Here is a 20605-nt window from a genome sequence, read left to right as displayed (position 1 = left end):
CGTGCCCTCAGGACGGCCGCGTCAGGTTCCATAGCCGCAAGGCCATGTGGATCTCCAGCGCGCGCGTTGCGTTCCCGAGGTGGCCGATCAGGTCCTCGATGGTGTCGAGCCTCTGTCGCACCGTGTTGACGTGGATGCCCAGGCGCTGCGCCGCGAGCTTGGCGTTCTGGTTGCAGTCGAAGTAACTCAGCAAGGTCGGCGCCAGTTCCGAGCCGCGCCTGGCATCGTGCCCCGTGAGGGCGCCGATGGTCGCCTCCAGGAAGGCCGCCAGGCTGGTCTGGTCGTGCGTCTCGAAGAGCGTGGAATACAGCGCCATCTCGTTCTGGTTGACGACGTGCCCGTTCACGCCGATGCGGCGCAGCACCGGCAGCGCGCGCCGCAGCGTGACGTAGGCGGCGGGCAAGCTGGCCGGCCCGGCCAGGGGGCGTGAAAGCACGCCGCGGTAATCGCTGCCGGTCTCGGCGCGCGCGAGTTCCGTCGCCAGCTTGCGCACCTCGTCGGCCTGGGACGTGGCGCACAACACCGTCAGCACGCCGTCCATCTCGTCGAACACCGTTCCCGGCAACAGCCTGGCGGCACGCAGCCGCCGCACCGCCTGGCCGGCGTGCGGATCGCCCAGGTCCAGCAGCAGGAAGGAGCAGGGCTGCGCCAGCTCCAGGCCGAAGCGGCCTGCGCGTTCGCACAGCACGGCCAGGTCGTCCTGGCGCGGCGACACCAGCGCGCGCAGCAGCGCCGACTGGTCGCGGCTCTGGCTGGCTTCCATGCGCTCGCGCGCCAGCAGCACGATGCCCACGACGCTGGTGGCGCGCTCGAAGGTGCGCACCGACATCTGGTCCAGCGTCCCGCGCCGGAACAGCAGCACGGCGCCCAGCACGTCGTCGCCGGCGATCACCGCGCTCACGCGGCACGCCTCGCCGTGCGCCTCGTACGCGACGACCGAGCGGCCCACCTGCCGGCTTTGCCGCAGGGCGGCGGCCAGCGCGCTGCTGTGGTTGCCGTTGGCTTCGTAATGCTGCGCGGCACGGCCGCCGCCGCCGGGCGCGGTGGCGCGCGCGATCACCTGCGCGGCTTCGTCCAGCACCAGCACGTCGCCTTCCATCAGCCGCGCGACCGCTTCGCACAGCGTCGCCAGCGAAGCACCGCGCGCCAGCAGTGACGTCATTTCCTCGTGCGCCTCGGCGGCGGCCTGCACCTTGCGCGCGTGGTGCTCCAGCTCGGCGCGCGCCGCCTCGGCGCTGGCCAGCGCCGCACCGGCCTGCTCGAAGGCCATCGCATTCTTGATGGCGACGGCCGCGTGCGTGGCCAGCGTGGACAGGATGGAGATGTTCTGTGCGGTGTGCGTGCGGTGGTACCGGTCCGCCACGAACAGCAGGCCGATCACCTCGTCCTCCCACAGCAGCGGCACGCCGACGACGGCGGCGATGCCCTCGTCGCGGAAGGTCTGGTCCAGCGCCGCGTCGTGGGCGAAGCGCGTGTCGCTCAGGTAGTCCGCGGTGGTGAAGGGCAGCCGCGTGCGCACCACCACGCTGACGATGCCGAGATCGCGCGCCGCGGTCATGTTGCCGGTGCTGCGCGCCAGCGCGCCGTCGGTGGCCATCACGTGGAAGGCGCCCAGCGACTCGTCGAAGGAGGAGATCCACGCCACCTGCGAGCCCAGCATGTTGCGCGCGCGGGTGACGATGGCGCGCAGCAGCTCCTGCAGGTGCAGCCGGCTGGAGAGGTCGCGCGCCGACTCGATCACGGCCAGCATGCCGCTCTCGCGCTGCTGCGAAAGATCGAGCCGGTTGCGCAGCGCCATCGCCATGCGCACCAGTTCCACCAGGCCCGGCTTGGCGCGCTCCTGTTCCGGCAGGGCTTCCACTTCGGCCAGCCGCGCGGCGAACTCCTCCGCGGGCGCGCCCTGGTGCAGCAGCCGGATCAGGTCCCAGGCGATCGCCTGCGCGGCGCCTTCCTGGAGTTCGATGTCCATGCCTTGTCTCCTTCGTGGGTCGCGAGGCTAGACGGGTCGCGCGCGCGCACCTCCTAGGGTTTCTCCGGAGTGAGGCGTCTACATCGCCAAGGTGTGACCGATGTGGCCGCGTCACATTGGTTCAGGCCGACGGCTCCGCGACAGTCCTGCCAACGCAAGACGCACCGCAGGAACCGACCGCATGACCATCCTCGACTCGCTTCGGCCCCGGCCCGGCCTCAGGGTCCTCGTGACCGCCGGCGCGAGCGGGATCGGCGCCGTGATCGCGCGCGCCTTCCAGGAAGCCGGCGCCCACGTGCACGTCTGCGACGTCGACCGGGCCGCGCTCGATCGCCTCGCCGCCGACGCCCCCGGCATCAGCAGCAGCGCCGCCGACGCCTCGATCGCCGACGACGTCGACCTGGTGTTCGACGACGTCCAGGGCACGCTGGGTGGCCTCGACGTCCTGGTGAACAACGCCGGCATCGCCGGGCCGACCGGCACGGTGCAGGCGCTGGACCCGGGCCTGTGGGAGCGCACCGTCGCCGTCAACCTGAACAGCCAGTTCCTGTTCGCGCGCCGCGCCGTGCCGATGCTGAAGGACTCGCGCGCGGACCCCTGCATCGTCGCCATGAGCTCGGTGGCCGGCCGCCTGGGCTATGCCTTCCGCACGCCGTACGCGGCCACCAAGTGGGCGGTGATCGGCTTGATGAAGTCGCTGGCGATCGAGCTCGGCCCGCACGGCGTGCGCGTCAACGCCATCCTGCCCGGCACGGTGGAAGGCGAGCGCATCAACGGCGTCATCGCCGCGCGAGCCGCCGCCACCGGCGTCACCCCCGAGGCGATGCGCGAGGAATACATCCGCAAGACCTCGCTGCGCCGCATGGTCACCGCCGAGGACGTGGCGGCCATGACGCTGTTCCTGTGCTCGCCCGCCGCCCGCAACGTGAGCGGACAGGCCGTGAGCGTGGACGCCAACACCGAGTACCTCTGATTCCAACCACGAAGGAGACATCACGATGAAACGCATCCGCTCCCTGCGCCTGGCCACGTTCGCCGCCGCTGCCGTCCTGGCCTGCGGCGGTGCGCTGGCCGACCCGGTCAAGATCGGCCTGATCGAGACGCTCTCCGGCCCGCAGGCCGCATCCGGCCTGATGTACCGCGCCGCCGCGCGCTACGCGATCGAGCGCATGAACGCCGAGGGCGGCTGGAACGGCCAGCCGGTGCAGCTGCTGGAGTACGACAACCAGGGCGGCCCCGCCGGCGCGGCCGACAAGATGAAGGCGGCCATCGCCGATGGCGTGCACCTGGTGGTGCAGGGCGCTTCGTCCGCCGTGGGCGGACAGATCACCGAGGACGTGCGCAAGCACAACCTGCGCAACCCCGGCAAGGAAATCATCTACGTGAACGTCGGCGCCGAGGCGCTGGAGCTCACCGGCGAGAAGTGCCACTTCCACCACTTCCGCTTCAGCGGCAACGCCGAAGTGCGCACCAAGGTCCTGGTGCTGGCGATGAAGCAGGCCAATGCGCTGGGCGCGCGCGTCTACGCGATCAACCAGAACTACTCCTGGGGCCAGGACATGGAGAAGGCGATCGCCGAGAGCGCCCAGCTCGGTGGCTACCAGGTGGTGGAAAAGACGCTGCACGACGTCAACAAGATCCAGGACTTCGCGCCCTACGTCGCCAAGATCGGCGCCGCCAGGGCCGACACCGTGATCACCGGCAACTGGTCCAACGACCTGCTGCTGCTGATGAAGGCCACCAAGGCCGCCGGCCTCAAGGCGCGCTTCGGCACCGTGTTCCTGGACCAGCCGGGCAACATCGCCAACGGCGGCGAGCTCACCCTCGGCCACTTCATCGCCCACACCTTCAACGCCGAGGCGGGCGGCGCGGAAGGCGAGCGCTTCGTCGCCGACTACAAGGCGAAGGCCGGCCACGCGCCCGTGTTCATCGAGCCGCAGACGGTGCTGGGCCTGGCGATGGTGGCCGACGCTCTGAAACGCGTGAAGCCCGAGGGCGGCAAGCTGAACGTCAACGCGCTGGCGCGCGCGATCGAGACCGCGAAGGTCCAGACGCCGGTCGGCGAGATGAGCATGCGGGCCGCCGACCACCAGGCGCTGCTGCCGATGGTGGTGTCCACGGTGACCAAGGACGCGCGCTACAAGGTGGACGACACCGACATGGGCTTCAAGCCGGTCAAGGTGTTCACCGCCGCCGAAGCGTCCACGCCGGCGCAGGCCAGCTGCAAGATGCAAAGGCCCTCCTGACCCATGGACACGCTCGTCGTCTCGCTGCTCAACGGGGTCATCTACGGCTTGCTGCTGTTCATGGTCTCCGCCGGGCTCACCCTGATCTTCGGGATGATGGGCGTGCTCAATTTCGCCCACGCCTCCTTCTACATGCTGGGCGCGTACTTCGCGTACGCGCTGCAGCCGGTGCTGGGCTTCTGGGTCGCGCTGGTGGTGTCCCCGCTGCTGGTGGGCTTCGTCGGCACGGTCGTCGAGCGCTTCTTCCTGCGGCGGGTGCACCACCACGGACATGCGCACGAACTGCTCCTGACCTTCGGGCTGTCCTTCATCATCGCGGAGCTGGTCAAGCTGTTCTTCGGCAACTACCCGGTCAACTACCGGATCCCGAAGGCGCTCGACTTCGCCGCCTTCACGGTGGGCAGCGCGGACTATCCGGCCTACCGGCTGCTGATGGGAGGCGTGGCGGTGGCGATGTTCGTCGTGATCTACCTGCTGCTCACGCGCACCCGCGTCGGCATCGTGGTGCGCTCGGCGATCTACCGGCCGCGGATGGCGGAGGCGCTGGGCCACAACGTGCCGCTGGTCTTCATGGGCGTGTTCGGCGTCGGCGCGGCGCTCGCCGGCCTCGCCGGCGCGGTGGCCGGCGCGTTCTACACCACCAACCCGAACATGGCGCTGGAACTCGGCGTGATGGTGTTCGTGGTGGTGGTGGTCGGCGGCCTCGGCTCGCTGGAGGGCGCGATGCTGGCCTCGCTGCTGATCGGCGTCATCACCTCGCTGGCCGTCGCGGTCGATGCGACCGCGGCCGATGCGCTGGCCCTGGTCGGCGCGCGGGACTGGGCGCAGTCGGTCGGCGGCCTGCTCACGCTGAAGGTGTCCAGCCTCGCCGCGACCATCCCGTTCGCATTGATGCTGCTCGTGCTGCTGGTGCGGCCCGGCGGCCTGCTCGGCGAGAAAGGCTGAGACCATGTCCCGATCCTTCGTGGCGGGCGTCGCCGCCGCCGTGCTGCTGCTCGCCGCCTTGCCCCTGCTGCTGTCGCAGGGCCTGGTGAACGCGGCGATCCAGATGCTGATCGCGGCGCTCTTCGCCAGCGCCTACAACGTGCTGTGCGGCCAGGCCGGCATGCTGTCCTTCGGCCATGCCGCCTACTTCGGCGTCGGCGCCTTCGCCACCGTGCACGCGATGAACGCGGTCGGCGGCACCGGCCTGCTGCCGACGCCGCTGCTGCCGCTGGCCGGCGCGCTCGCGGGCCTCCTGGTCGGCGCCGCGGCCGGCTGGTTCGCGACGAAGCGCACCGGCACCTACTTCGCCATGATCACGCTGGCCATCGCGGAGCTGCTGCACGCGCTGGCCCCGCACCTGAAAGGCCTGTTCGGCGGCGAAGCGGGCGTGTCCGCGATGCGCATGCCTTCGCTCGGCCTGAGCTTCGGGTCGACCGTGCACGTCTACTACCTGACGCTCGCGTGGGTGCTGGCCTGCCTCGGCCTGCTGTACTTCTTCACCTTCACGCCGCTGGGACGGCTGTCGCTGGGCCTGCGCGAGAACAGCCACCGCCTGGCTTTCCTGGGGTACGACGTGCATCGCCTCGGGGTGATGGTGTTCGCGGTCTCGGCGATGTTCTCGGGTGTCGCGGGCAGCCTGCAGGTGATCAACAACGAGGCCGCCAACTACGTGGTCTTCGACGCGCACCTGTCCGCCGCGGTGGTGCTCAACACGTACATCGGCGGCGTCAAGGTGTTCCTCGGCCCGGCGCTCGGCGCCTCGATCATGACCTTCTTCGGCTACGCGGTCTCGGACCTCACGCGCTCCTGGCTGCTGTACCAGGGCATCCTGTTCGTGCTGGTGATGATGTTCATGCCGGAAGGCCTCGCGGGCCTGTTCGGCGCGGCGGGCCGCCTGCGCCGGCGGGTCGGCGTGGTGCGGATGCTGCCGGTGGTGCTGGGCTGCCTCGTGGCTGCGCTGCTGCTGGCGGCCGCGACCGCCTTCACCGTCGAACTGCTGCAGCGCGTGTTCTCGCAGGACTACCGCGCCGGCGCGCTCGTGCCGCTGTTCGGACGCACCTGGGCGCCGCTGGAGGCCGGCACGTGGGCCGTTCCCGTGCTGCTGCTGGCGGCCGGCGCAGGAGGCATCCTCGCCGTGCGGCGCATGTTGCGCCGGCTGGCGGACGACGACGGCAGCGCCGCGCCGGTGGCCACGACCATCGCACAACCGAGCGGGAGCGCGGCATGAGCGACGCCATCCTCACCCTGCGCGGCCTGCGCAAGTCCTTCGGCGAGACGGAGATCATCCGCGGCGTCGACCTGGAGCTGCTGCCGCACGAGCGCCATGCGCTCATCGGCCCCAACGGCGCCGGCAAGTCCACGGTGTTCCACCTGGTGTCCGGCATGCTCCAGCCGAGCGCCGGCGAGATCGTGTTCGACGGCCGGCACATCGAGGGCCGGCCGCCGCAGGAGATCAACCGGCTCGGCCTCTCGCGCTCGTTCCAGATCACCAACATCTTCCCCCGCCTGACGGTGTTCGAGAACCTGCGGCTGGCGGTCATGCGGCCGCACGGCCTGCACCGCAAGCCCTGGACGCTGGTGAGCCGCGACGCCAGCGTGCGCGAACACACCGAGCGGCTGCTGGAGCAGGTGCGGCTGCAGGGCCGCGCCGACGCGGTCGCCGGTGAACTCTCGTATTCCGAGCAGCGCTCGCTGGAGATCGCGATGACGCTCGCCGCCGATCCCAAGGTGATCCTGCTGGACGAACCGATGGCGGGCATGTCCAACGAGGAGACGGCCTACACCGCCGGACTGATCCGCGAGGTGAGCCGCGGCCGCGCGCTGCTGATCGTGGAACACGACATGCAGGTGGTCTTCGCGCTCAGCGACCGCATCAGCGTGCTGGTGTACGGCCAGGTGATCGCCACCGGCACGCCGGCGGAGATCCGCGCCAATCCGGCGGTGAGGGAAGCGTACCTCGGCGAGGAGGTGGCCGCATGAACGCCGCCCCGTTGCTGGCCCTCGACGGCGTCCACGCCCACTACGGCAAGAGCCACATCCTGCACGGCGTGAGCTTCGAGGTCCGCGCCAACGAAGTGGTGAGCCTGCTCGGGCGCAACGGCTCGGGCCGGTCCACGACGATGAAGGCGATCATGGGGCTGGTGCCGCCCACCGGCGGCCAGATCACCCTGCGCGGCCGGGACATCACCGGCGCGCGGCCGCATGCGATCTGCCGTGCCGGCGTGGCCTACGTGCCCGAAGAGCGCGAGGTGTTCGCCAACCTCACCGTCGACGAGAACCTGCGCATGGGCGAGCAGCGCGCCGCCGAAGGCGTGACGCGCTGGACCGTCGACGACATGTTCGCCTACTTCCCGCGCCTGAAGGAACGGCGCAACACCAAGGCGGGCAGCCTCTCCGGCGGCGAGCAGCAGATGCTGACCATCTGCCGCTCGCTCCTGGGCAACCCGCAGGTGATCCTGGTCGACGAGCCCACCGAAGGACTCGCGCCGAAGATCGTCGCCGCCGTCGGCGAATGCATCCGCGACATGCACCGCAAGGGCGTGTCGGTGGTGCTGGTCGAGCAGAAGCTGGCGATCGCGCTGAAGGTCTCCACGCGCGTGTGCGTGATGGGCCATGGCCAGATCGTCTTCGAAGGAAGCCCGCAGCAGCTCGCCGCGGACGACAAGCTGCTGGCCGACTGGCTGGCCGTCTGACCCGAGGAACCCATGGCAAGAACCCAGGACAAGGTCATCATCTCGTGCGCGGTCACCGGCTCCGTGCACACCCCGGCGATGTCGCGCTGGCTGCCGCTGACGCCGCAGCAGATCGCCGACCAGGCGATCGAGGCGGCGCAGGCCGGTGCGGCCATCCTGCACCTGCACGCGCGCGATCCGGGCGATGGGCGCCCGAGCGCGGACCCGAAGGTGTTCGACCAGTTCGTGCCGCGCATCCGCGAGGCCACCGACGCCGTCATCAACATCACCACGGGCGGCAGCACGCGCATGACGCTGGAGGAGCGGCTCGCCTATCCCCTGCAGGCCCGGCCGGAGATGTGCTCGCTGAACATGGGGTCGATGAACTTCTCGATCCACCCGGCCGCGCGCAGGATCCAGGAGTGGCGGTACGACTGGGAGAAGCCGTACATCGAGGGGATGGAGGACCTGATCTTCCGCAACACCTTCGGCGACATCAAGCGCATCCTGAAGTTGCTGGGCGAGGACTGCGGCACGCGGTTCGAGTTCGAGTGCTACGACGTCGGCCACCTCTACAACCTGGCGCACTTCCTCGACGAAGGACTGCTGCCGCCGGGGCCGCTGTTCATCCAGATGATCGGCGGCATCCTCGGCGGCATCGGCCCGGATCCCGAGAACCTGGTGTTCATGAAGGCGACGGCCGATCGCCTGTTCGGCGACCGCTACCGCTTCTCGGTGCTCGGCGCCGGCCGCCACCAGATGCCGCTGCTCACCGTGGGCGCCGTGCTGGGCGGCAACGTGCGCGTGGGTCTCGAGGACAGCCTCTATCTCGGCCGCGGCCAGCTGGCGAAGTCGTGCGCGGAGCAGGTCCGCAAGATCCGCCGGATCCTGGAGGAACTGTCGCTGGAGATCGCCACGCCCGACGAGGCGCGCGCGATGCTGCATTTGAAAGGAAGGAACGCATGAAGAAGGACCTGCAGGACAGGGTGGCGATCGTCACGGGAGCGGGTGGCGGCCTCGGCCGCGCGCACGCGCTGGAGCTGGCGCGGCACGGCGCGCGCGTGGTGGTGAACGACCTGGGAGGCGACAGGGAAGGCTCCTCCGCGCAGCAGGTCGCCGAGGCGATCCGCCGCCTGGGCGGCGAGGCGCTGGTGGACGGCGGCGACGTGCGCGACTTCGCGCGCATGGAAGCGATGGTGGAGGGCGCGGCCGCCCGCTGGGGCCGCGTCGACATCCTGGTGAACAACGCCGGCATCCTGCGCGACAAGTCCTTCGGCAAGATGACGCTGGACGACTTCCGCCTGGTGCTGGACGTGCACGTGATGGGCGCGGTGAACTGCACCAAGGCGGTGTGGGAACGCATGCGCGCGCAGAAGCACGGCCGCATCGTGATGACGACCTCGTCCTCCGGGCTGTACGGCAACTTCGGCCAGGCCAACTACGGCGCCGCCAAGATGGCGCTGGTCGGCCTGATGCAGACGCTGGCGCTGGAAGGCGAGAAGCACGGCATCCGCGTGAACTGCCTGGCGCCGAGCGCCGCCACCGGCATGACGGCGGGCGTCCTGCCCGAGGATGCGCTGGCGGGCCTGGCGCCGGAAAAGGTGAGCCCCGGCCTGGTCGCGCTGGTCGGCGACGACGCGCCCACCCGCATGATCCTGCTGGCCGGCGCCGGCAGCTTCGAATGCGCGCACGTCACCCTGACGCATGGCGTCTTCGTCGGCGACGCGCCCGACGCCGCGGCGCAGGTGCGGGCCCGGCTGCACGAGATCCGCGCCCGCAACGGCGAGACGGTGCCCGGCTCCGGCTGGGAGCAATACAAGCTCGAGCTCGCCAAGGCCGGGTTCGCGATGGAGCTGGCCGCCACCGAGTGACGCCGCGGGGCCGGGCGCCGTGCACCGGCCACACCTGCCAATGCGCGCAGGTGTCGCCCGGCCACATTGGCCCGGCCGACCGGCCACACCAGACTCGGCGCCGGGTCCGCCCGTGCGCCGGCCCATCCTTCCTACAACCCGGAGACAACATGGATCGCACATTCGTCCTCAAGCGCAGCCGGCTCTCGCTCGGCTTCCTGGCCGCGATGACGCTGGCGGCCTGCGGTGGTGGTGGCGGCACCGCCGTGGGCCCCGCACCCGCACCCGCACCCGCGCCGGCGCAGCCTATGGCCTGCGGCGCGCTGGCCGGCATGGCCATCCCGGCCAGCGCCATCGGCCTGCCGACCTCGGGCGGCACGGTGACCTCCGCCACCGTCGTCCCGGCGAGCGGCACCGGCGCGGCCAGCGTGCCGGAGCACTGCCTGGTCAACGCCAGCATCACCGCCGTCGACACCGCCGCGCCGAAGATCATGATGCGCGTCGCGCTGCCGACCATCTGGAACGGCAAGGCCCTGATGTACGGCGGCGGCGGCTTCGACGGCAGCATTCCCAACGTGGTGGGCAACGTGCCGCAGGGCGCGACCGACCAGCCGCTGCCCCTGGCGCGCGGCTATGCGGTGTTCGCCAGCGACTCCGGCCACCAGGCCAACGCGCGCGGCTCGCTGGATGGCAGCTTCGGCTTCAACGACGAATCGCTGCGCAACTGGGGCGGCGAGGCGCTGAAGAAGACGCGCGACACGGCCATGTTCCTGATCAAGTCGCGCTATGCGGAGGCGGCGGGCAAGGCTTACTTCGCCGGCGGCTCGACCGGTGGACGGGAAGCGATCCAGAGCATCCAGCGCTGGCCCGCCGACTGGGACGGCGCCATCGCCTGGTACCCGGCATGGAACCAGGCCTCCGCCATGCTCGGCGGGCAGGCGGGCTCGCTGCAGCTGGCCAAGCCGGGCGCGTATCCGAACCAGAACAAGCGCCTGGCGCTCTTCACCGCTGCCATGCAGGCCTGCGACGGGCTCGATGGCGTCACCGACGGCCTGGTGAGCAACCAGGCCGCGTGCAACGCCAGCTTCGATCCGGCGACGGCGACGCTCAATGGCGCGCCGCTGCGCTGCGCCGGTGGCGCGGACACGGGCGACACGTGCCTGTCCGACGCGCAGATCGCCGCGCTCAAGGCGATCAACGCGCCGGTCACCTTCGGCTTCGCGCTGGCCAGCGGCGAGACCGGCTACCCGGGCTACAACGTGTGGGCGGCGGACCTGGGCATGACCTCCGCGTCGCCCGTGCAGCCGACGGTGACCTTCCTGAACTTCGGCACCAGCGCGCCGGCCAACCCGATGCCGACCACGGCGCCCTACATCAGCCAGCAGCTGGAACAGGTGTTGAAGAACATCATCACGCGCGACGGCAGCTTCAACCCGCTCACCTTCGACCCGACGGGGCCGACGCCGTGGGCCTCGCGCTGGGGCGACCTGAGCAAGATGATCGACCAGTCGAGCGACCTCTCCGGCTTCGCCGATCGCGGCGGCAAGCTGCTGCTGGCCCACGGCGTGCATGACGTGCTGGTGAGCTCGCGCGCGACCGCCGATTACTACGGCCGCCTGGTGCGGAAGTTCGGCCAGCCCAAGGCGGACACCTTCGTCCGCTACTACGAGGTGCCCGGCTTCGGCCACGCCGTCAGCAGCCAGTTCAACGCGACCTGGGATTCGCTGACCGCGCTGGAGCGGTGGGTGGAGCAGGGCACCGCGCCGGCGGCGCAGGTCACCCGCGACACGGTGGGCGTGCCCGGGCGCACGCGGCCGATGTGCGACTACCCGAAGTGGGCGCGCTACAACGGATCGGGCGACGTGAATGCGGCGGCGTCGTTCACCTGCGTGAACTGAACGGCCGCGTGGAGGGGCGGGGGTGGGCACAATGCCGGGGTGACCTCCCCCTCCACGCCCGCAGCCGGCGTCCAGACTGAGCAGCGCTTCCAGACCCTCTTCGAGCAGGCCCCCTTCAGCGTGCAGCTGCTGTCGGTGGACGGCAGGACGCTGCAGGTGAACCGGGCGTGGCAGGACCTCTGGGGGACGCATGCAGGCGACCCGCTCCTCGCCTACGTGCTGTCCGGGTACAACATGCTCACCGACCCGCAGCTCGAGGCGAAGGGCGTCACGCCCTACCTGCGCCGCGCCTTCGCGGGAGAGGCCGTGCGCATCCCGGCGATCCATTACGACCCCGCCGAGATCGGAAAGGCAGGTACCGCGCGCTGGGTCGAGGCCACCGCGCGGCCCATCAAGGCGCCGGACGGCCGCGTCGCGGAGGTCATGTTGATCCACGAGGACGTGACGGAGCGCCTGCTGGCGGAGCGGCAGCTGCGCGCGAGCGAGGCGCAGTTCCGCACCATCGCCGACGCCATGCCGCAGATGGTGTGGTCCACGCTGCCGGACGGCTTCAGCGACTACTACAACCAGCAGACGTACGAGTTCACCGGCATGCCGCCGGGGTCCATCGACGGGGAGCGCTGGGCGGAGATCCTGCACCCGGACGACCGGCACGCCGCATGGGCGCGGTGGCGGCTCAGCCTGGAGACGGGCGAACCCTACGAGGTCGAATTCCGTTTGCGCCACCACTCCGGTGAGTACCGGTGGGTCCTGGGTCGCGCGCTGCCGGTGCGCAACGAGCAGGGCGAGCTCGTGCGCTGGATGGGGACCTGCACGGACATCCACGAGCAGAAGCGCATTCGCGACGAGCTGCTGGCGAGCAACCGGCGCAAGGACGATTTCCTGGCGATGCTCGCGCACGAACTGCGCAATCCGCTCGCGCCGATCAGCACCGCCGCGCACCTGCTGAAGGCGGCCTCTTCCGATCCGGCCAAGGTGCAGCGTTCGGCCGACATCATCGAACGGCAGGTGCGGCACATGACGGAGCTGGTCGACGACCTGCTGGACGTGTCGCGCGTCACGCGCGGGCTCGTGGAGCTCGATCGCCAGCCGGTGGAGATGAAGGCCGTGCTGGCGCATGCGATCGAGCAGGTGCGGCCGCTCATCGAGGCGCGCGGACACGAGCTGGCGATGCGCATGCCTTCGGGAGACGTCCACGTGCTGGGTGACCGGCCGCGCTTGGTGCAGGTCGTGGCCAACCTCCTGAACAACGCCGCCAAGTACACGCCGCCGGACGGCGCCCTGTCGGCGACCATGGCGGTCGACGGCGACGTGGAGATCCGCGTGGCGGACAACGGGATGGGCATCGAGCGCGAGCTGCTGCCGCACGTCTTCGAGCTGTTCACGCAGGGCGCGCGCACGCCGGACCGGGCGCAGGGCGGCCTGGGCCTGGGGCTCGCGCTCGTGAAGAGCCTGGTGGAGCTGCATGGCGGGCGCGTGGCCGCGGAGAGTGCAGGGCCGGGAACGGGCGCTGCGTTCACCGTCAGGCTGCCGCTGCTGAAGACCGAAGGCCGGGCGGGGTCCGCGCCGAGCGACGCGATGGCGCTGCCCCCTGCCGCGCGCAAGCTTCGCATCCTGGTGGTCGACGACAACCAGGACGCCGCCGAAACCCTGGGCATGCTGCTGGAGACGCTGGGCCACGAAGTGCACCTGGCGCACGACCCCGGACGCGCCATCGAGGTGGCAAGGAACGATGCGTTCGAGGCCTATGTGCTGGACATCGGCTTGCCGGGAATGGACGGCTACGCGCTGGCCCGCAGGTTGCGCGCCCTTGCCAGCGACGATGCGACCTTCATCGCGCTGACGGGCTACGGCAGCGACGGAGACAGGCACCGCGGCGACGAGGCGGGGTTCGACCACTACCTGGTGAAGCCGGCGGACCTGGGGGAGCTGGCGCGGCTGCTGCAGCGGGGTTGAGGGGCGGGCTGGGGTTACTCCCCAGAGGGTGCCCGGCGGTTTGCTGTATCTTTGATCAAAAATCGCAATCCCACTGCCGCCCCCGGGCGGCTTTTCCATGCCCCTGCCGCCCGTCATCGACGACCGCCCCGCCGAAGGCATCTTCCGCGTCCATCGCGACGTCTTCCGCGACGCCGCGCTGTTCGAGCGCGAGATGCGCACGTTCTTCGCGGGCCACTGGGTGTTCGTCGGCCACGCCTCCCAGGTGCCGGCGCCGCATGACTACCTGACGCTGCGCCTCGCCGGCCAGCCGCTGGTGCTGATGCGCGACGGCGCCGGCCGCCTGCATTGCGTGCACAACTCCTGCCGGCACAAGGGCGCGATGGTGGTGCACCACCGCCGCGGCAACCGGCGCACCCACGTCTGCGCGTACCACGGGTGGAGCTACGGCAGCAACGGCGCCAACATCGCGATCAAGGCGGAGGCGCAGGGTGGCTACACGGCGGCCTTCGGCGCCGAATGCCACGACCTGGTGCCGGTGGCGCGTTTCGCCGAGTACCGCGGCTTCCTCTTCGCCAGCCTGTCCGCGGACGTGCCGCCGCTGGAGGAATACCTCGGCGACGCCCGCGTCTTCATCGACATGGCCGTCGACCAGGCGGAGCAGGGCCTGGAGCTGGTGCCGGGCTCCGTCACCTACAGCTACCAGGGCAACTGGAAGCTGCAGCTGGAAAACTCCACCGACGCGTACCACTTCACGTCCACGCACCCGTCCTACCTGCGCCTGCTGGAGCGGCGCGCGCGCATGCCCGGGCGCGCGGACGTCGAGAAAGCCATCTGGCAGGCGGAGAAGAAGCAGGAGGAGACGATGGGCTCGTTCGGCTTCCCGAACGGCCACGCGCTGGTGTGGACCACGACGCCGCAGCAGAACCATCCGCTGTTCCCGCAACTGCCGCAGCTGCGCTCGCGCGTGGGCGACACGCGCGCCGACTGGATGCTGCGCACGCGCCAGCTGAACATCTTCCCCAACCTGCAGATCGCCTCCAACGCGGCGCTGCAGATGCGGGTGATCACGCCGCTGGCGGTCGATCGCACCGAGATCACCTCCTACTGCCTCGCGCCCGTCGGCGAGTCGCCGGAGCGCCGGCGGCAGCGGCTGCGGCAGTACGAGGACTTCTTCAACCCGAGCGGGCTCGCCACGCCCGACGACACGGTGACCTACGAGGACTGCCAGCGCGGCTTCGCCAGCGGCGACATCGAGTGGCAGCAGGGCTACATGCGCGGCATGCAGCGCGTGGTGCGCGGCGCCGACGCGCATGCCGCGGAACTGGGGATCACGCCCGACACCTCCGTCTCCGGATCGTTCGAGATGAGCGACGAGACGGTATTCCACGCCCTGTACCGGCACTGGGCCTCCCGCATGGAAGCCGCCGCATGAAGCTGTCCGCCGCCACCGTGCTCGCGGCGCAGGCCGTCGTCGGCCAGGAGGCACTGCACCTCGACGCGCAGCGCTGGGACGACTGGCTGGCGCTCTTCACCGACGACGTGCAGTTCTGGGTGCCGGCGTGGACCGACGAACACACGCTGGGCGCCTCGCCGGAGAGCGAACTCTCGCTGGTGTACATCACCGCGCGCGCCGGTCTCGAGGACCGCGTGTGGCGCGTGCGCTCGGGCCTGTCGGTGGCGTCGACCGTGCTGCCGCGCACCTGCCACCAGGTCACCAATTGCGTGGTCGCCCCGGCAAGCGAGGGCGAGCTGCGCGTCGAATCCAGCTGGAGCTGCCACCAGGTGCGCCTGAAGGACCGCAGCCAGCACGTCTTCTTCGGCCGCTACGAACACCGGCTGCGCGAGGTGGATGGCCAGTGGCGCATCGCCGGCAAGAAGGTCGTCCTGCTGAACGACGTGATCCCCACGATGCTGGACTTCTACTGCATCTGAGTCCGCACCATGAAAGCCACCCGCTCCCTCGCCGAAGCCGACCCGCTGGAAGTGCTGCAGCCCATCGTGCGCCAGCCCGTCAACGAGGCGGTGTACCAGGCGCTGCGCAGGAAGCTGATGCACGGCGAGTACCGCGCCGGCCAGGTGCTCGGCATCCAGTCGGTCGCCGACGCGCTGGGCACCAGCACGATGCCCGTGCGCGAAGCGCTGCGCCGCCTCGTCGCGCAGAACGCGCTCGAAGCCATGCCCAACGGAACGACGCGCGTCCCGCTCACCACGCAAGCAAGGCTCGCCGACGTGCGCCGCGCGCGCCTGCTGATCGAAGGCACGGTCACCGAGTGGGCCGGCCCGCAGTTGTCGTCGCCGGAACTCGACACGCTGGACCAGCTCGCGCAGGAGATCACCGCCGCACGGCGCACGCGCGAAGGCGTGGCGAGCAGCCTGGAGAAGAACCGCGTCTTCCACTTCACGATCTACGCCGCCGCCGGGTCGCCGGTGATGATGGCCGCGATCGAGAGCCTCTGGCTGCAGTCGGGCGCGTACCTGCGCGCCACCCGCGAGCTGCTGCACAGCGAGGAGCAGCCGGCCGACCGGCTGCACGAAGCCACCGTCGCTGCCCTGCGGCGTGGCGACTTTGCTCAGGCGCGCCGCTGCATCGAGGAGGACATCTCCTGGGTGTTCGACCGCCTGGCCCTCACCGACTAGACCCCCCGACTTTCCCGCAGGGACACCCGATGCTGAAGAAACACCGCTCCCACATGGTCACCGAAGGCGTGACCCGCACGCCGCACCGCGCCTTCCTGCGCGCCACGGGCCTCGACGACGAGGACCTGCAGAAGTCGATGGTGGCCATCATCGGCACGGCCGGCGACAACACGCCGTGCTCCAAGTCGCTGGGCCCCCAGGCCGACAGCGCCCGCCTGGGCGTGGCCGAAGGCGGCGGCGTGCCGGTCGTGATGAACACCATCTCCGTCTCCGACGGCACGTCGATGAACCACGACGGCATGCGCATGAGCCTGGTGTCGCGCGAGCTGATCGCCGACAGCATGGAGCTGGCCGTGCGCGGCCACGCGTACGACGCCCTCATCGGCTTCGGTGGCTGCGACAAGACGCTGCCCGGCACGCTGATGGCGATGGTGCGCCTGAACGTTCCTTCCGTGTTCGTCTACGGCGGCTCCATGCTGCCCGGCCACTCGCCCGACGGCCAGGAGAACACGGTGCTCACCGCCATCGAAGGCGTGGGCCGCTACCAGACCGGCACGATCAACATGGAGCAGCTGCGCGGCATCGAGCGCACCTGCGCGATGACGGTGGGCTCCTGTCCCGGCCAGTTCACCGCCAACACCATGGGCATGGTGGCGGAGGCGCTGGGCCTGTCGCTGCTCGGCTCGTCCACCATCCCCGCCGTGTACAGCGAGCGGCACGCGCTGGCGCGCCGCGCCGGCCGCGTGGTGATGCAGATCCTGGAGAAGGGCGGTCCGCTGCCGCGCGACCTCGTCACGCGCAAGAGCCTGGAGAACGCCGCGGCCGCCGTGGCCGCGACCGGTGGCTCCACCAACGCGGCCCTCCACATCCCCGCCATCGCGCACGAGGCCGGCATCCGCTTCACCGTCGACGACCTCGCGGAAGTCTTCAACCGCACGCCCCTCGTCGCGGACCTGAGCCCGGGCGGCCGCTACCTCGCGAAGGACCTCAACGTCATCGGCGGCGTGCCGGTGGTGCTGAAGGCGCTGCTCGAAGGCGGCCACCTGCATGGCGACGTGCCCACGATCACCGGCGAGACGCTCGCCGAAGCGCTGGCGCGCTTCCCGGGGCCGGACGGCCGCATCGTGCGCGCCGCGGGCCAGCCCATCATGCCCACCGGCGGCCTCGTGGTGCTGAAGGGCAACCTCTGCCCCAACGGCGCGCTGCTCAAGGTCGCGGGCCTGCGCTCGCTCACCTTCGAAGGCCGCGCGCGCGTGTTCGAGACCGAGGAAGACTGCATGGACGTGGTCTCCGCCCGCACCTACGAGGCCGGCGACGTGCTCCTGATCCGCAACGAAGGCCCCAAGGGCGGCCCCGGCATGCGCGAGATGCTGAGCGTGACCGCGGCGATCTACGGCCACGGCAACGGCGAGAAGGTGGCGCTGCTCACCGACGGCCGCTTCTCCGGTGCCACGCGCGGCATGTGCATCGGCTACGCCAGCCCCGAAGCGGCGGCAGGCGGGCCGATCGGCCTGGTGCGCGACGGCGACCGCATCACCATCGATGCGGTGGCCGGCACGATCCAGCTGCAGGTGAGCGACGAGGAACTGGTGCAACGCCGCGCGCAATGGAAGCCCTACGTGCGCTTCCCGCTGGCGGGTGCGCTGGAGAAATACGCGAAGCTGGTCGGCCCCACGCACGAGGGTGCCGTCACCCATTCGGGCGCCGCCGTCTGGCCGCACGAAGCCCACCAGGACCGCTGAAGCGAACGGAAGGCGAAGACGATGAAACTCGGATTCTGCGGATTGGGCCTGATGGGTGCCCCGATGGTGCGTCGGCTGCTGGCCGCCGGCCACGAAGTGAAGGTGTGGAACCGCTCGCCGGCCAAGGCCGCGCCGCTGGCGGAGCACGGGGCGCAGGTGGTGGCCACGCCGCGCGAAGCTGCGACCGGGGTCGACGGCGTGCTGATGTGCCTCTTCGATGCGAAGTCCTCGGAGGCAGTGGTGTTCGGCCCCGACGGCGTCGCGCAGGCCCCGGGCCTGCGCTGGGTGGTCGACCACGCGAGCATCCCGCCCGAGGCGACGCGCGGCTTCGCCGCGCGCCTCGCACAGCATGGCGCCGACTGGCTGGATGCGCCGGTGTCCGGCGGCGTCGGTGGCGTCGAAGCCGGCACGCTCGCCATCATGGTGGGCGGCGAGGCGCGCCACCTTGCACAGGCCACGGAGGCGATGCGCGCCTACGGCGCCAACATCACGCACATGGGCCCCTCCGGCGCCGGGCAGGCCACCAAGCTGTGCAACCAGACGATCGTCGCCACGACCATCGTCGCCGTGGCCGAGGCGCTGTCCTTCGCCGAGCGCAACGGCATCGATCCGCGCCGGCTCGCTCCCGCACTCGCCGGCGGCTGGGCCGACTCGAAGCCGCTGCAGGTGTTCGCGCCGCGCATGACCGAGGCGCAGGAGAAGTCGATCGGCGGCCTGAACACGATGCTCAAGGACGTCGACACCGTCATCGACACCGCGCGGCAGAGCGGCGCCCCCATGCCCGTCACGGCCAGCGTGCAGCAGGTGCTGCGCCTGGCAGCGGTGCTGGGCCTCGGCGAGGCGGAGCTGTCGGCGGTGATCAGCGTGCTGCAACCCGAGAAGCGCGCGGCCTTCCTGCGCCAGGTGCACTGAACGATGGGGATGCGACTCGCCGGCAACCTGACCTGGCTGTACCCCGACCTGCCGTGGGCGGCGCGCTTCGACGCCGCCGCGCGCGACGGCTTCCGCGGCGTGGAGATCCTGCTGCCCTACGACGAATCGCCCGCGTGGTACGCGCAGCAGCTGCGCGCCAGCGGTCTCGAACTGGCGCTGTTCAACACGCCGGTCACGCCCGGCGCGGGGCGCCTCGGCTGGGCCGCCGTTCCCGGCGCGGAAGCCTCGTTCCGCGAGGCGTTCGATGCAGCGCGGGGCGTCGCCGCTGCGACCGGTTGTCGCACCATCCACGTCATGGCCGGCCACGTCGCGGACCACGATGCCGCGGACTGCGCCGCGGCGCTGCGCCGCAACCTGTCGCATGCACTCGCGCTTGCCGAGGCCGACGACCTCACGCTGGCGCTGGAAGCGCTGAACCGCGACGACATGCCCGGCTACTTCTACGCGCGGCCGGCACAGGTGATCGAGGTGCTGCGCGGGTTCGCCTCGCCGCGCCTGCGCCTGCAGTTCGACTACTACCACTGCATGAAGGAAGGCCTGGACCTGGCGGCCGCGGTGCGCGACTGCGCGCCATGGACGGGCCATGCGCAGATCGCCGGCGTGGACGGCCGGCACGAGCCCGATCTCTCGCAGCATGGACTGGAAGAGGCCGTGGCCTCGCTGGCGGACCTCGGCTACGACGGCTGGCTCGGATGCGAATACGCGCCGCGCGGGCAGGCCGCCGAAGGACTCGCGTGGGCCGCGCCCCTGCGCGCGCGGGGCGTGCTCGCATGAAGAACGTGCTGGTGACGGGAGCCGACGGCTACATCGGCCGCGCCGTGGCGCACGCGCTCGCGCAGCGCCTGGCCGCCGGCGACATTGCTTCGCTCACGCTCACCGACCTCGCGCTGCGCGACGCGCCGCAAGCAGAAGGCGTGCGCTGCATCGAAGGCGACCTCGGCGATGAACGCGTGCTGCATGCTGCCACGACGCCGGCACCCGACACGGTCTTCCACTTCGCCGGCATCACGAGCCGGCTGGCCGAGGAGCAGTTCGCGCTGGGACTGCGCGTGAACGTGGGCCACGGCATCGCGCTGTTCGAACGCCTGCGCACCGCCGCGTCCTGCCCGGTGCTCGTGTTCGCCAGTTCCATCGGCGTCTTCGGCACGCCGCTGCCCGCCGCGATCGACGACGCCACGGCACCGGCGCCCACCCTGAGCTACGGCGCGGAGAAGCGAATGATCGAGATCCTGCTGGCGGACTACGCGCGCCGCGGCTGGATCGATGCCCGCTCGGTGCGCCTGCCCAGCGTGGTGGCCCGCCCCGCGCAGGCGCAGGTGGCGCTCTCTTCCTTTGCCAGCGATCTCATTCGCGAACCCGCCGAGGGCCGGCCGTACGCCAGCCCCGTCGGCCCCGATGCGCAGATCTGGCTGCTCTCGCTGCCCGCGTGCGTGGAGCACCTGCTGCGCGCCGCGACCGTCGATGCTGCATCGCTGCCCCCTGCCCGCGCGTGGACGCTGCCGGCCCTGCGCGCCAGCGTCGGCGAGATCGTCGACGCCCTGGGTCGCCGCTTCGGCGCCGACGTGGCCGGCCTCGTGCGCTACGCACCGCAGCCCGCCATGCAGGCGCAGTTCGCGCAGTGGCCGCCCCTGCGCACCGGGATCGCAGAACGTCTCGGCATGCGCCACGACGGCGATCTCGACACCTTGATCCAACGGGCCTTGCAGCCCGACACCCGCCTCTCCACTCCCTGAACC

At 70.9% G+C, this 20605-nt stretch carries 18 protein-coding genes; 17 read left to right on the top strand and 1 reads right to left on the bottom strand.

Annotation, left to right across the window (positions count from 1 at the left end; all coding sequences use genetic code 11):
* Nucleotides 1–7 precede the first annotated feature (7 nt).
* Nucleotides 8–1969, bottom strand: a complete 1962-nt coding sequence (locus tag H8N03_RS17050) for a helix-turn-helix domain-containing protein (RefSeq protein ID WP_187077402.1) — start codon at nt 1967–1969, stop codon at nt 8–10.
* 181 nt (nt 1970–2150) lie between these two features.
* Between H8N03_RS17050 and H8N03_RS17045 the strand changes: the two genes are divergently transcribed.
* The 17 genes from H8N03_RS17045 (at nt 2151) to H8N03_RS16965 (ending at nt 20602) form a co-directional block, all read left to right on the top strand.
* The gene (locus H8N03_RS17045) at nt 2151–2942 is read left to right on the top strand and encodes an SDR family oxidoreductase (protein ID WP_187077401.1); all 792 of its coding nucleotides are present in this window, start codon (nt 2151–2153) and stop codon (nt 2940–2942) included.
* A gap of 25 nt (nt 2943–2967) precedes the next feature.
* Nucleotides 2968–4215, top strand: coding sequence for a branched-chain amino acid ABC transporter substrate-binding protein (locus H8N03_RS17040; RefSeq protein WP_187077400.1), 1248 nt, complete (start codon nt 2968–2970; stop codon nt 4213–4215).
* 3 nt (nt 4216–4218) lie between these two features.
* Entirely contained in the window at nt 4219–5160 is a 942-nt protein-coding gene (locus H8N03_RS17035) for a branched-chain amino acid ABC transporter permease (protein ID WP_187077399.1), read from the top strand.
* A 4-nt stretch (nt 5161–5164) separates the two neighbouring features.
* Nucleotides 5165–6427 carry a branched-chain amino acid ABC transporter permease gene (locus tag H8N03_RS17030; protein WP_187077398.1) on the top strand — a complete coding sequence of 421 codons (1263 nt, stop codon included), beginning with the start codon at nt 5165–5167 and terminating at the stop codon, nt 6425–6427.
* Complete coding sequence (locus H8N03_RS17025) at nt 6424–7179, top strand: ABC transporter ATP-binding protein (RefSeq protein ID WP_187077397.1); 756 nt, start codon at nt 6424–6426, stop codon at nt 7177–7179. Before H8N03_RS17030 ends, H8N03_RS17025 begins: the two co-directional genes overlap by 4 nt.
* Nucleotides 7176–7892 (top strand): ABC transporter ATP-binding protein, encoded by a 717-nt coding sequence (locus tag H8N03_RS17020; RefSeq protein ID WP_187077396.1) that lies wholly within the window; start codon nt 7176–7178, stop codon nt 7890–7892. Before H8N03_RS17025 ends, H8N03_RS17020 begins: the two co-directional genes overlap by 4 nt.
* 12 nt (nt 7893–7904) lie before the next feature.
* Complete coding sequence (kce, locus tag H8N03_RS17015; RefSeq protein ID WP_187077395.1) at nt 7905–8837, top strand: 3,5-dioxohexanoate:acetyl-CoA acetone transferase; 933 nt, start codon at nt 7905–7907, stop codon at nt 8835–8837.
* Nucleotides 8834–9742, top strand: a complete 909-nt coding sequence (locus tag H8N03_RS17010; RefSeq protein WP_187077394.1) for an SDR family NAD(P)-dependent oxidoreductase — start codon at nt 8834–8836, stop codon at nt 9740–9742. Before kce ends, H8N03_RS17010 begins: the two co-directional genes overlap by 4 nt.
* 149 nt (nt 9743–9891) lie before the next feature.
* The gene (locus H8N03_RS17005) at nt 9892–11619 is read left to right on the top strand and encodes a tannase/feruloyl esterase family alpha/beta hydrolase (protein WP_255428261.1); all 1728 of its coding nucleotides are present in this window, start codon (nt 9892–9894) and stop codon (nt 11617–11619) included.
* Nucleotides 11620–11658: 39 nt separating this feature from the next.
* Nucleotides 11659–13575 (top strand): PAS domain-containing hybrid sensor histidine kinase/response regulator, encoded by a 1917-nt coding sequence (locus tag H8N03_RS26640; RefSeq protein ID WP_187077393.1) that lies wholly within the window; start codon nt 11659–11661, stop codon nt 13573–13575.
* A gap of 97 nt (nt 13576–13672) precedes the next feature.
* Complete coding sequence (locus tag H8N03_RS16995; RefSeq protein ID WP_187077392.1) at nt 13673–14989, top strand: aromatic ring-hydroxylating oxygenase subunit alpha; 1317 nt, start codon at nt 13673–13675, stop codon at nt 14987–14989.
* Nucleotides 14986–15489, top strand: coding sequence for an aromatic-ring-hydroxylating dioxygenase subunit beta (locus H8N03_RS16990; protein WP_187077391.1), 504 nt, complete (start codon nt 14986–14988; stop codon nt 15487–15489). Before H8N03_RS16995 ends, H8N03_RS16990 begins: the two co-directional genes overlap by 4 nt.
* 9 nt (nt 15490–15498) lie before the next feature.
* Nucleotides 15499–16194 carry a GntR family transcriptional regulator gene (locus H8N03_RS16985; protein ID WP_187077390.1) on the top strand — a complete coding sequence of 232 codons (696 nt, stop codon included), beginning with the start codon at nt 15499–15501 and terminating at the stop codon, nt 16192–16194.
* Nucleotides 16195–16223: 29 nt separating this feature from the next.
* Complete coding sequence (gene ilvD / locus H8N03_RS16980; protein WP_187077389.1) at nt 16224–17936, top strand: dihydroxy-acid dehydratase; 1713 nt, start codon at nt 16224–16226, stop codon at nt 17934–17936.
* Between the two features lie 21 nt (nt 17937–17957).
* Nucleotides 17958–18848 carry an NAD(P)-dependent oxidoreductase gene (locus tag H8N03_RS16975; RefSeq protein WP_187077388.1) on the top strand — a complete coding sequence of 297 codons (891 nt, stop codon included), beginning with the start codon at nt 17958–17960 and terminating at the stop codon, nt 18846–18848.
* A 3-nt stretch (nt 18849–18851) separates the two neighbouring features.
* On the top strand, nt 18852–19643 hold the full coding sequence (locus tag H8N03_RS16970; RefSeq protein WP_255428260.1) for a hydroxypyruvate isomerase family protein: 792 nt from the start codon (nt 18852–18854) through the stop codon (nt 19641–19643).
* On the top strand, nt 19640–20602 hold the full coding sequence (locus H8N03_RS16965) for an NAD-dependent epimerase/dehydratase family protein (RefSeq protein ID WP_187077387.1): 963 nt from the start codon (nt 19640–19642) through the stop codon (nt 20600–20602). Before H8N03_RS16970 ends, H8N03_RS16965 begins: the two co-directional genes overlap by 4 nt.
* The last annotated feature ends 3 nt before the right edge of the window (nt 20603–20605 follow it).

Source organism: Ramlibacter cellulosilyticus, from assembly GCF_014297465.1.
Taxonomy (GTDB): Bacteria; Pseudomonadota; Gammaproteobacteria; order Burkholderiales; family Burkholderiaceae_C; genus Ramlibacter; species Ramlibacter cellulosilyticus.
The sequence above is the reverse complement of the archived record's forward strand: the minus strand, read 5'-3'. Positions and strand labels throughout refer to the sequence as shown.